General features: G+C 53.5%; 10 protein-coding genes and 2 pseudogenes. All 12 read right to left on the reverse strand.

Going from position 1 to position 11,936, the window contains the following annotated elements; all coding sequences use genetic code 11:
• Positions 1 to 146 precede the first annotated feature (146 nt).
• Positions 147 to 1,275 (reverse strand): annotated as a pseudogene (locus BLR97_RS15265) (IS3 family transposase).
• A 64-nt stretch (positions 1,276 to 1,339) separates the two neighbouring features.
• Positions 1,340 to 2,079: pseudogene (locus tag BLR97_RS19985) on the reverse strand (IS5 family transposase); the annotation flags it as partial.
• A 78-nt stretch (positions 2,080 to 2,157) separates the two neighbouring features.
• Positions 2,158 to 3,042, reverse strand: coding sequence for an AEC family transporter (locus BLR97_RS15280; RefSeq protein ID WP_340147943.1), 885 nt, complete (start codon positions 3,040 to 3,042; stop codon positions 2,158 to 2,160).
• Between the two features lie 107 nt (positions 3,043 to 3,149).
• Complete coding sequence (locus BLR97_RS15285) at positions 3,150 to 4,175, reverse strand: Ldh family oxidoreductase (RefSeq protein WP_089707385.1); 1,026 nt, start codon at positions 4,173 to 4,175, stop codon at positions 3,150 to 3,152.
• A gap of 105 nt (positions 4,176 to 4,280) precedes the next feature.
• Positions 4,281 to 5,855, reverse strand: a complete 1,575-nt coding sequence (locus BLR97_RS15290) for an aldehyde dehydrogenase (NADP(+)) (protein ID WP_089707386.1) — start codon at positions 5,853 to 5,855, stop codon at positions 4,281 to 4,283.
• A 28-nt stretch (positions 5,856 to 5,883) separates the two neighbouring features.
• Positions 5,884 to 6,639, reverse strand: a complete 756-nt coding sequence (locus BLR97_RS15295) for a FadR/GntR family transcriptional regulator (RefSeq protein WP_170833042.1) — start codon at positions 6,637 to 6,639, stop codon at positions 5,884 to 5,886.
• Positions 6,640 to 6,704: 65 nt separating this feature from the next.
• A complete protein-coding gene (locus BLR97_RS15300; protein WP_089707387.1) occupies positions 6,705 to 7,505 on the reverse strand; it encodes an NAD-dependent epimerase/dehydratase family protein in 801 nt (266 codons plus the stop codon).
• A 103-nt stretch (positions 7,506 to 7,608) separates the two neighbouring features.
• Positions 7,609 to 8,469, reverse strand: coding sequence for an amidohydrolase family protein (locus BLR97_RS15305; protein ID WP_244511326.1), 861 nt, complete (start codon positions 8,467 to 8,469; stop codon positions 7,609 to 7,611).
• 2 nt (positions 8,470 to 8,471) lie between these two features.
• Positions 8,472 to 9,608, reverse strand: coding sequence for a mandelate racemase/muconate lactonizing enzyme family protein (locus BLR97_RS15310; RefSeq protein ID WP_089707389.1), 1,137 nt, complete (start codon positions 9,606 to 9,608; stop codon positions 8,472 to 8,474).
• A gap of 39 nt (positions 9,609 to 9,647) precedes the next feature.
• A complete protein-coding gene (locus tag BLR97_RS15315) occupies positions 9,648 to 10,928 on the reverse strand; it encodes a TRAP transporter large permease (protein WP_089707390.1) in 1,281 nt (426 codons plus the stop codon).
• Between the two features lie 3 nt (positions 10,929 to 10,931).
• Positions 10,932 to 11,468 (reverse strand): TRAP transporter small permease, encoded by a 537-nt coding sequence (locus BLR97_RS15320; RefSeq protein WP_089707391.1) that lies wholly within the window; start codon positions 11,466 to 11,468, stop codon positions 10,932 to 10,934.
• A 61-nt stretch (positions 11,469 to 11,529) separates the two neighbouring features.
• Positions 11,530 to 11,853, reverse strand: a complete 324-nt coding sequence (locus BLR97_RS15325; RefSeq protein ID WP_280140201.1) for a type 2 periplasmic-binding domain-containing protein — start codon at positions 11,851 to 11,853, stop codon at positions 11,530 to 11,532.
• Between the last annotated feature and the right edge of the window lie 83 nt (positions 11,854 to 11,936).

An 11,936-nucleotide genomic window follows, 5' to 3' on the forward strand; every position in this document is an offset into this window, starting at 1 on the left:
CTCTCTTGAAGCTTCTTAGAGTTAGGCTTTGTCTGAAAAGTTAGCTCGTAAGCAGCGATCTAGGCATACCATGGCCTTGAAGCTGCTTTCGAGATTATCGTAGCGCGTGCAAATATTGATCTGCACCACCAATAACGGACACTGAGTTAAGCACTGATTGCCTGTTCATAATCCATGGGGCTGAGATAGCCCAAGGAACTGTGCCGCCTCTGGCGGTTGTAATCAACTTCAATGTATTCGAACAGATGTTGTCGGAGCTCGATCCGGGGCCTGGGCGGTTCGTACTGCATCACCTCTACTTTCATGGAATGGAAGAAGCTCTCCACGCAGGCGTTGTCCCAACAGCTGCCTCTGCGGCTCATGCTCTGGCGTAAGGCGTGTTTCTGGATCAGATAGCGGTAGCGATGAGAGCAGTAGGCTGCCACGGTCGCTGTGAACGATGACCGCCACCACAACGCCATCTCCAGGGCGTCACAGACCAGCCCCGCGGTCATCCTGGTGGACATCGACCAACCGATCACCGTGCGTGAATGCAGGTCCATCATTACTGCCAAGTAAAGCCAGCCTTCACTGGTCATCAGATAAGTGATGTCGCCGGCCCACTTCTCATTCGGCCCGGCAGCTTCTAAGTTCTACTCCAGCAGATTGGACGATACCGGCAAGCTGTGATTGCTGTCGGTGGTGACTTTGAACTTGCGTGCCGCCTTCGGCACCAGAGACTGGCGCTGCATACTGGCTCCAATCGTTTTAACGTCGTGGCGCTCGCCTGGAGACGCCAATTCGGCCTGAACGCGACGAGCGCCATCGCGCTGTTTGCTGAATTTAAACGTGTGCAAGACCTGCTCGCCCAGACGTTGCCGAGACTGAGCGGCAAGGCTGGGGTTGTGGCGCATTTGCTGCCAACGATAAAGCCCACTTCGCGACACACCGAGCACAACCGCCATCCGCAGGACTGCAAACCGTTGACTGTGCTCGTGCATGAAGTGGTAACGCGCTATCTTTGGTTTTCCGCGAAGTAGGTGGCCGCTTTTTTTAAGATGGCCAGCTCCTCTGTCTGCTCCGATAGCTGTCGCTTGAGCCGGTCGTTTTCAGTGGCCAACTCGGCTTCACGACTTGAAGAATGGGCCTTTTTCCTGGCGGCAGAGCGCAAGCCATAGATCTGCGACTCGTGTAGCCCCAGTTCCTGGCGGCACTGGCCACGCTGGTATTCTCGGCCAGCTTGAGAGCCTCAGCCTTGAATTCGTCGGAGTAGCGGTTGCGTTGTTGCTTGGTCATAACGGTTCACCTCGTTAAGTGATTGTACTAGCTTAACGCGGTGTCCAGAATCAGCGGGGCGGATCATATGGCGCAGTTCTTTCACCCACCCAATGCAGCGCTCAATGATATTTCTTTCTCGATATTTGGGCTTATCAAAGCCGCGTGGCAGTCCAGGGCGCGACTTACGCTGCATGTTACGGCTTGCAATGATGGGCTTTATCCCGCGTCTATCACAGTAACGGCGAAGAAAATCACTGTCGTAGCCCTTATCGCCCACGAGAAACCGGCAGCGTTTTCGAAGACGCCTTGAGAAACCGGGCAAACGTATACATTCCAGAGTGGAAATGAAGCGCTGTGTATCCGAATGCTGTCCGGGTGATAGCGTAAATGCCAAAGGCCAGCCGTTTCGATCACAGACCATATGAATTTTGGTCGTTTAGCCGCCTCGGCTACGTTCCAATGCATGATCTATGGATTCTTGCTGGCCCCCTTTTTGCCGCCTCCCAAGGCGGCGCGTGTGGCACGAATTGATGTTGAGTCGATCACCCATGTATCTAGATCCATCAAACCGTCTTCTCGCAATCGTAGCTGCAAGCGCGCTAAAACCGTTTTAAAAGTGCCATCATCGCGCCATTGCCGGAATCGGTCATAAACCGTTTCCCAAGAGCCATAGCGGTCGGGTAAATCCCGCCATTTTGCCCCAGAACAAAGAATCCAAAAAATGCCGTTTAACATTTGGCGATCATCACGACGGGGACGGCCAGTCGTTTTCGCTGGAGATACCACTAGATCTTTGATGAGCTCCCAGCCCTGGTCAGAGATTTCGTAACGTCATGCCATACATTACCTATGCAACTGCTGCATAGAAAACATTAGCAAATTCAGGTTTTCAGACAAAGCTTAGGAGAGCAATCCGAAATAGGTCATCAGCCCTATCACCATACTGAACGTCACAAACGACGTCAGAATGGCGGCCATCAAGGCGCCTGCGGCAATGTCTGCCATACCGTAACGCTGGCCCAACAGCGGATAGATACTCGCCATGGGAGCAGCGGCAAAGAGTATCGCGCCTACTAGCAGTAGTGGATCTGACTTGGGCATAATTAAAAAAGCCAGCACGATCGCCAGCGGATGGAGAATGAGTTTACCCACCACGATTTGGCTAACATCCATAACTACGCCGCGCACATGAAGGCCGTAGAGCGTTCCCCCTATGGCAAAGAGTGCCGCGGGCCCTGCCGCGTTCGCCACCATATCAATCGCCTTGGTCACTGGGCCCGGCAAGCTAACCCCCGATATGGCGATCACGACACCGATGAAAATGGCCATCAAGACAGGATTTTTTATCAGCTGGCTAGCCGTTTGCTTAAGAGTACTAGAAAGCCCACTGCCCGACTGTCGCCCCACCTCCGCCAGTATCAATGCGGCGGGTATGATCAGCAGATTCTCAACAATCATACTTAAGGTCAGAAAGGTGACCGCCGGCGGCCCTATCACCATTGCCGCTACCGGATAGCCGGTGAAGGCGCTATTGGAAGCCGACATCCCCAGGGCAAACATCGCCCCGGTTTGCAGGTTATTTTTCTTGATGAAAATGGCTAGCCACAAGGCCAAGAAGAAGATAATCACCGAGCCCAATCCATAGGCCAATAAATAATCTACGTTAAACACCTCTTCGAGCGGATTTTGCGTCAGGGCACGAATCACCAGAGCAGGTAGCGCAAAGTACATCACGAAATTGCCGACCCCCTGCATCTGCGCCCGGCTGATGATCCTCACGCGCATAGCCACATAGCCACATAGCCCATACCGATAACTAAAAAGATCGGTGTGGTAATGGCTAATATTTCAAGCATGGTTGTCCCCTCTCACCAACGATGCCTCATGTTTTTTTATCGCTGTGATTGAGTTACCAGCGCGTTAAGCTCGTCATAAAGTGCTTTGGGGAAAGTAATGCCATTAACCCGGCTTCGTGCTCTTGCCTCAAAGCGTCGCTGGGAAGGCAAGCGCGCACCTTGGCCTAGAATATTTTCGAAAAGGACTTCAGCGTGGTTGAGATGGCTCTCAGCGTCCTTGCCTAAAAACGCCTCTGGCGACATCGCGATAATCAGCTCGCCATGAAACGGCTTGCCGGTTTTCTCTGCATTCGCTGCCTGGGTTTCATGACCGAACAGGTCGCCAATCAGTGGGCCCGCCAGCAGTTCCACCATGGTGGAAAGCGCTGAGCCTTTATAACTGCCAAACGGCAACATAGCGCCAGCGAGAGCTGCCACTGGGTCAGTGGTCGAATTCCCCTCACTATCCATCGCCCACCCTTCGGGGATCGATTTACCCGCACGCCGATGTAGCTCTATCTCGCCGCGGGCGACCACGCTGGTGGCAAAGTCAAACGTATAGGGTGTGCCATCAGGGCGTGGCCACGAAAAAGCGATGGGATTGGTGCCCAAGAGGGGCGAAGTACCGCCTGCCGGGGCCACAAAGGCGTGGCTCGGCGTCATCGCTAACGCCACCAGCCTCTCTGCTGAAAGCGCTTCAACCTCGGGCCACAAGGCTGAGAAGTGGAAACTGTTATTAATGGCAAGCGCCGCTATCCCACTGCGTTTCGCTTTCTCGATCAGATGGGGCTTACCCATTTCAAACGATAGCAGTGAGCAGCCCTTATTGGCGTTAACGTTGACGACGCTCGCTGCCTGATCAGTGATAGTCGGCTCGGCTTGGGTATCCACGCCGCCATTTAAGGCGGTTTGGACACAGCCAATCAGCCGGTATAAGCCGTGGGAATGGCACTCATCACACTGGGCCGCCATGACGCTGCGCGTAATCGCGTCAGCATGGTTCTGGCTAAAGCCGTTATGGGTGAGCACCTTGTTACTCAGCGCTTCGGCTTCTTCTAGAGAAATCGTAATATCATCACTCATAGCATTATTTAACCAACTGTTATTTATTAATTTTATTTTAAATAAGCATTAAAAAAAGCAGGCAATGACTGCCTGCTTTTGAACTGCAATAGGGCCAGTTATCTTTTACAGTTCGCGTTTGCCGTCGACTAACCGCGACACCTTCAGCGGGTTACCCTCTTTTAGCGCATCGGGCAACAGGCCTTCAGGCAGAGCCTGGTAACAAACCGGCCGTAGGAAGCGGTGAATGGCCGCCGAGCCAACGGAAGTCGTGCGCGAATCAGACGTTGCTGGGAACGGCCCGCCGTGCACCATGGCATGGCATACCTCAACACCGGTGGGCCAGCCATTGGCGAGAATACGTCCTGCTTTGCGCTCAAGCGTCGGCAGTAATGCTTTAGCAGCATCCAAGTCAGCGTCGTCCATATGCAATGTTGCGGTGAGCTGGCCCTCTAGCTGCTCAGCCACGCGTTTTACTTCCGCCGCATCTGCGCACTCGACAATCAGCGAGCTGGCGCCGAACACTTCCGCTTGCAGTGCTTTTGATGCGAGGAAGTCACTCGCTGAGGCGGCAAACAGGCCGGTCTGGCATTGATAGTCGCCGCCGGTTTGGCCACGTGCGATTTCACGCACCTTGGTGGCACCGCTTAGGCTTGCGACGCCACCTTGATAAGCACTGTGGATACCCGGCGTTAGCATGGTCTGCGCGCCGCTAGCTTCCACTGCGCCTTTTGCAGCTTCTGTGAAAGCGTCAAGCTCAGGGCCTTTCACCGCGATGACAAGACCTGGGTTGGTGCAGAACTGGCCCGCGCCCATATTGAGCGAACCGACGAAGGCTTCGCCCAGCTCTTTACCGCGCGCCTTGAGCGCCGCCGGTAATATGAAAACGGGGTTAATGCTGCTCATCTCGGCGTAGACCGGGATCGGCTGCGGGCGTGCCTGGGCGGTTTTCATCAGCGCCATGCCGCCACTGCGTGAGCCAGTGAAACCAACTGCCTGGATGCGCGGATCATCGACCAGCGCCTGGCCGATTTCGTTACCGGCACCAAACAGCAGTGAGAAAACGCCTTCCGGCAAGTGGCAAGCTTTCACGGCTTTTTGAATCGCCTGACCGACCAACTCAGAGGTGCCTGGGTGCGCAGAGTGGCCTTTCACCACCACCGGGCAGCCAGCCGCTAAGGCTGATGCGGTATCGCCACCCGCCACTGAGAACGCCAGCGGAAAGTTGCTGGCACCGAACACCGCTACGGGGCCTAGCGCAATATGGCGTTGGCGCAGATCGGCGCGGGGCATCGGCTGGCGATCCGGCATGGCCGGGTCAATGCGTACATCTAACCACTCACCGGCACGCACAACAGAGGCGAATAGCCGCAGTTGCCCGCAGGTTCTGCCCCGCTCGCCCTCGATGCGCGCCTGGGGCAGCCCGGTTTCGGCCATGGCACGCTCAACCAGCTCGCTGCCGATCGCTTCAATTTCGCTGGCGATAGTTTCAAGAAACGTAGCGCGCTCTTCGAGCGACGTTTCGCGGTAGGTGGCATACGCCGTTTCAGCCAGCTCAGTGGCCTGCTCAACGTGGGCTCGACTGCCACCGACGTAGATGGGGTCTAGCTTTTCGCCGGTAGCGGGGTTAACGGCTTGGATATTGGCTTGAGTACCGGTCACTGTTTGCTGACCGATCAGCATTTCGCCTCGAATCGTCATACATCGCTCCTCATATAGGTCAGTGATATCACTGGTCGCGATACTGGGCATAGGTGTTGCGCGCCCGGTTAAGGTGCTGAAACATCGTTTCGCGGGCGGCTTGCGCATCGCGGGAAAGAATAGCCTCGAGAATATAGGTGTGCTCTTCCTGAACTCGCTCTAAGTACCGCTCTGAGGAGATCGGGTTAATATCAGTACTCAGCAGTTTGGCGCGGGGGATCACGCTTTGACTCCACTGCTTATAAAAAGATTGAAAGAAAGGGTTTTTGGTCGCGGTGGCAATCGCAAAGTGGAACAGGTAATCCTCTTCACGAGCTTGGGTTTTGGCGACAAACGCATTACTGAAGGCAAGGTGCTGAGTCTCTAGCCGCTGACGATCTTCATCATCATGGCGTAAGGCAGCTAATTCAGCTGCCGCAGGCTCTAAGGTTAACCGAAGCTCCAGCAGGTGTAAGATATCTTCCACCGTGGTGGGGTTAATGCGCTCAGCAGGCCGGGCCTCTACCGTAGAAGAGCGTAGTACCGAAGTACCGACACCACGGCGGGTCTCCACCAGCCCCAGAGATTTAAGATGGGTAATCGCCTCACGGATCACCGTTCGACTCACCCCAAAAGAGTCACACAGGCTGTTCTCGGTGGGCAGTTTCTCCCCCACCCCCACCTTGCCCTGGGTGATCAACGCTTCCAATTGGTCGGCCACATGCACGGACAAGCTTCCCTGCTGCGTCACTTTACTTACTTGAAGCGGTTTTAGGGCAGATGCCGTTGCGCTGTTTTTGGCCATGAAAGCAATCCTTTTTTAATGTCTAAGTTGTATTATATCGTACAACCTAGCGCTTTTGAGTACCATTAAACGTCGTCAGGGTGGCCTATTTTTGTGAACTTGCCGCCCTGATAGCGTACGGCTAAATCATTGCCATCAATGCCCCGATCCTGCTGTTCGGTCTCTTCCCGCCATGGCTCAGAGCTGTCTTGCGGGCGCCAGCCCAAGAAACCGGCATGGGAGTTGTCCCACCATTTTTCCGCATTATCAGACGCGCCGTAGATCACCGTATAGCCTAAACGTGGTGTTACAAAGGCACGCTGTAACAGGCTGACAAAATCCGCCAGACTCAACCAGGTGGCCATCATGCGGGTATCGGCAGGCTTATCGAAGCAGGAGCCAATTCTAACGCTGAGCGTCTCAACGCCAAATTTGTCGTGATAAAAGCTAGCCAGGTTTTCACCAAAGCACTTTGACACGCCATACAGCGAGTCCGGCTTTTGCACTACCTGAGAGTCTATCCGTTGATGACGCTCATAAAAGCCGATGGTGTGGTTGGAACTGGCAAACACAATGCGTGGTTTACCCTGTTTCCGGGCCGCCTCATAAAGATGGTAAGTCCCCATGATATTGGCCTGCAAAATGGCCTCCCAGGGGCTCTCGACCGACATACCGCCCAAATGAACGATACCGTCGCAATCGCGCACCAGATCAGCGACGGCCTGCATATCGCTAAGATCGGCCTGAACCAGCTCTTCTCCTTCACCCGCCGTGCCTAAATCAGCAATATCAGAAAGCCGAACATGTTTGGCGAGTTTGGATAAATGAGGCCGCAGGCTTTTGCCCAAACCACCTGCAGCGCCGGTAACGAGAATACGGTTTAACATACTCACTCCTTCCTATTTTATAAAAGCTGTGCTTTTTAAAGCCACGTTGGCAACCGTCACGCTGTGAAAACGAACATAACAAGCTGTTTTGAAAACCATCGATTTAAAAGCCATAGAGCTTAGCGGGGTTATCCACCAGAATCTTTTGACGGGTGTTTTCGTCCGCCCAATGCAGCAACACATCAAGCTGCTCGGCATCGTCGGGGTACTGCTCACGTGGGACGCCGACATGGGGCCAGTTCGTTCCCCAGATAACCCGCTCGGGGGCGTGTTGGATAAGCCGCTTGGCAATGGGCCCCACATCGGTATACTCCGGCCCGCCGCTTAGGCTGGCTTCATAGCCCGCGCAGATTTTTATCCACGCATTACCACGATCCAGCAAGCTCAGCATTTGATCAACGCGGGCATCATCGGCAGCCACGGGAGGCATAAACTTGCCAATATGATCAATGATATAGTCGGTTTTGATCGCTTTTAGCGTGGCCATGTAGTCGTCTAACTCACGGCCATTAAACTGCACCATTAAGTGCCAACCAAACGCACGTATACGTTCCTCAACCTCAGCGAGCTTATCAATGCCCACGGCGCCGCCGGGTAGCTGCATAATCCTGGCCCCACGCGCGCCTTGGGTGTGCATCGCTTCGATTTCTGATTCAGACGTATCCGGCGCCACTACCACAATCGCCCGGGCGTGCTCTTGGCCGATTTCTGCCACGCCTTGTAAAATCGCACGGTTATCAAACTGGTAGGCATTCGGCTGAGTCACCACCACGCGCTCTAGCGAGAGCCACTTTTGAAGGGCTTGGTAATCGGCGACCGTTGCCAGTTCAGGAATTTTAGGGCCGCCTGGCTGCGTTTCATAGCCAGGTAGGTATAGGTGAACATGGCAATCGGTTGCCCCTGCCGGCGCTTTTAAGCGTGGCGGCGAACCGGTTAGCGGGCGTGTGTTAGCGGGGATAGACACCGTTATTTCTCCCTGAGTGCGTAGGTGGATAGCGCATCGCGGTTAATTTCAATACCCAACCCTGGGCCATCGGGAATCGTCATCACGCCTTTGTGATGCTCCAGAGGTGTTTGCACGATAGCCTGACGGAAAGGATTTTCGGTACGATCAAACTCCATAATCGGCTCAATCGGCTTGCGACGTGGCGGGTTGGGCGGTAAAGCAGCCATAAACTGCAGGCTTGCCGCCAAACATACTGCCGTACCCCATACGTGGGGTACCAAGCGCACACCGTGCATGGCCGCCATATCAGCGACCCGACGCATTTCGCTAAAACCACCCACGCCGCAAATATCCGGTTGCACAATATCTACCACACGGCGAGCCAACGGCTCCTGCATGGCATAACGGCCGTGCCAATTTTCACCACTGGCAACGGGAATCGGCTGACCGGCTCGAACGGCTTCGTAGGTAGAAATTTGCTCCGGCAACACAGGCTCTTCAAACCAGTCGATACCATAAGGCGATGCACGATGCCCCAGCTCAATCGCTTCCAGGTAGTCATAACCATGATTGGCATCGATCATCATGCGCATATCCGGACCGATGGCATCGCGCACGGCGGCAATCACTGCCAGGTCTTCTTCGACGTCGAAGCCGATTTTAATCTTGACGGCGTGAAAGCCTTCGCGACGATAGCCCGCCACTTCAGCGGCAATATCGGTGACCCGATCAACCCCTGCCCGGGCGAACGAACCCGTGGCGTAAGCACGTACACTCTCGCGAAAGCGCCCGCCCAACAGCGTCGAGATCGGCACGCCAAAGTGCTTGCCTTTGATATCCCAAAGCGCAATATCAATCCCGCTCAAAGCCGTCACGGTTAACCCGCGCTGGCCTTGGTCGCGTAGCCGGTTATACAGGGTTAGCCAGATTTTCTCCGTCTGCAGCGGATCTTCACCGATTAGCGATTGCGCGTAGACCTCAACGATCGCAGCATTAGGCTTTGCAGGTCCTAAGCACTCGCCCCAGCCGATGGTGCCATCGTCGCAGACGATTTCGACCAGACAGTGTTGGCGGCGCGAAAAGTGCATTGAGGCACTCTCAAACGCCGTATCAAGTTGGTAATCGAGGATATGGGTGTTTATAGCGACGACTTTCATAATCGATCTGCCCTTTTAGCGGCTTTACTGAAAGCGCCCTTATTGGAAAAAGCTGGGTAGCGTTAACGAAATAGCGGGTACGTAAGTCACCAGCATTAAGGCTGCAAACAGCGCTAAGAAGAACGGCCAAATAGTGCGCACCGCTTCCTCGATTTTAATTTTTCCGATCACGCAGCCAACAAACAGACAGGCACCTACCGGGGGCGTACATAAGCCCAGCCCCAAGTTCATCATCAGAATAATGCCAAATTGAATTGGATCCATACCGAACTGCATGGCAACCGGCAGGAAAATAGGCGTGCAGATAAGAATTAGCGCAGCCATGTCCATAATCATGCCTAAAATCAACAGAATGATATTAAGCATAAGGAAAATAACCACGGGCTTATCGGAAATAGCCATTAGCCCAGTGGTCAGCATTTCCGGAACATTGTAGAGCGCCAGCAGGTAGGAAAAAGCCGATGCACACCCGACCAAAATCATTACCAATGAAGTGGTTTTTACCGATTGAACGACAGCGGCTTTGAATGAGGCCCAGGTCAATTCGCGGTAAACCAGACCAGTCACCACAATGGCGTAGATCGCACCGAAGGCACCCGACTCCGTGACGGTTAAAATACCCGAGAGCACCCCGCCGACAATAATCACGGCGGTCATTAGGCCTGGTATAGAAGCGAAAAAGCTGATCATCAAGGCATACCAGCCAGGGAATGCTTCGCCTTTATAGCCACGTTTTACGGCTACCACATAGGCAGCAACGGCTAAGCTAAGGCACATTAAAACGCCAGGAACAATACCGGCAATAAACAACTGGGTAACGGAGATACCACCACCCGCCGCTACCGCATACAAAATCATATTATGACTAGGGGGGATCACCACACCGGCAACCGAGGAGGTGACCGTAACGTTGACGGCATAGTCGGCATCGTAGCCTTTCTCTTTCATTACCGGGATGAGGATAGAACCTAGCGCCGAGGTATCTGCCACGGCAGAGCCGGAGATCCCCCCAAACAGCATGGAAGAGCTAATATTCACCATGCCCAAACCACCGCGTACTTTGCCCACCATTGCCGAAGCCAAGCGCACAAGGCGGTTGGAGATGCCGCCGTGCATCATTAACTCCCCGGCAAAAATAAAGAAGGGAATAGCCAGCAATGAGAAAACGGAAACACCGGAAAGAATACGCTGGAAAGCAACAAACAGTGGCAAACCTTCATAAAGGAAGGTAACAACCGCCGCCAAGCCAACAGCAAACGCCACGGGTGTGCCGACTAAAAGCCCTAGAAAAAAGATCCCGAAAAGAATAATAAGACCCATCGTTTAAACCCTCTTAACTTTTCGAGACATTAAGCGCTGCGCTATATCAGCGGCTGAAAAAATCATAATTAAGACACCACATATCACAAGAGGGGCCGCACGCCAACTCTCTGACATACCTATCATGGGAATGGCTCTATTCAGGTTTGTGGTCACTAATATCCAACCCTGGAAGGCCATAAACCCACCAAACGATAGAATAAAAAGATCCGCAAGGTGATACATTAAACCGCGTAAAGGGCCGGTAAAGCTCTCACGAATAAAATCGATATTGAGATGGCTGTGGTGCCTAACTCCTGCCGCTGCGCCTAAACAGGTAATATAAACAACCATTAATAACGCGGCTTGCTCAACCCAAGTCGGCGTGTTATTTAGCACATATCGGCCAAAGACTAACCACCCAAATATAGCGATCAGGGCAACTAAGAGTATACCCGCGACCAGAATGCATACGCTGGCGACGCTATCTAAGAGTCGATCCAGCGGGCCGCTTTGTTCCACGTTTTCTTTATCGACCGACGATTCAAGTTCGATACTCACGGCACATTTCCTTTTCAACTCCCGGCAGGGGTTAACTGCCGGGAGCGTATGGGTGAAAACATTATTCGGCGGCGCGAATTTCCTCGATCAGCTCACCTGTGCCTGGGTTATTGGCAATAAACTCTTCATACATCGGATCCATAAGCGTTTGGAAGGCGGCTTTATCATTTACTTCATTAATCTCAACGCCATGGTCGAGAACGATTTGGCGACTCTTCTCAGAGCTTTCTACCCACAGTTCACGCTGACGTTCAGAAGCCTCTTGAGCTACCTCACGAATAATCTCCTGATCTTCTTCTGAGAGTTCTTCCCAGCTGGATTTAGCCACGCACAAACACTCAGGAATAATTAAGTGCTCCGTTAATGAGTAATAATCCCGCCTCATTCATCAGGAAGCCGAATGGGGGTGTTGAACCGCGGGATTGCCGGTACCGGCCTACTTCAACGTCATCAAGCCACTTGATAGCC

The sequence above is a fragment of the Vreelandella arcis genome (genome assembly GCF_900103865.1).
GTDB classification, from domain to species: Bacteria; Pseudomonadota; Gammaproteobacteria; order Pseudomonadales; family Halomonadaceae; genus Vreelandella; species Vreelandella arcis.

Excerpts from the sequence above, each read along its gene's own strand:
- BLR97_RS15315 (WP_089707390.1), bottom strand. The coding sequence starts at position 10,928 with ATGGGTCTTATTATTCTTTTCGGGATCTTTTTTCTAGGGCTTTTAGTC.
- BLR97_RS15325 (WP_280140201.1), bottom strand. The coding sequence starts at position 11,853 with ATGAGGCGGGATTATTACTCATTAACGGAGCACTTAATTATTCCTGAG.
- BLR97_RS15310 (WP_089707389.1), bottom strand. The coding sequence starts at position 9,608 with ATGAAAGTCGTCGCTATAAACACCCATATCCTCGATTACCAACTTGAT.
- BLR97_RS15295 (WP_170833042.1), bottom strand. The coding sequence starts at position 6,639 with ATGGCCAAAAACAGCGCAACGGCATCTGCCCTAAAACCGCTTCAAGTA.
- BLR97_RS15290 (WP_089707386.1), bottom strand. The coding sequence starts at position 5,855 with ATGACGATTCGAGGCGAAATGCTGATCGGTCAGCAAACAGTGACCGGT.
- BLR97_RS15300 (WP_089707387.1), bottom strand. The coding sequence starts at position 7,505 with ATGTTAAACCGTATTCTCGTTACCGGCGCTGCAGGTGGTTTGGGCAAA.
- BLR97_RS15280 (WP_340147943.1), bottom strand. The coding sequence starts at position 3,042 with ATGCGCGTGAGGATCATCAGCCGGGCGCAGATGCAGGGGGTCGGCAAT.
- BLR97_RS15285 (WP_089707385.1), bottom strand. The coding sequence starts at position 4,175 with ATGAGTGATGATATTACGATTTCTCTAGAAGAAGCCGAAGCGCTGAGT.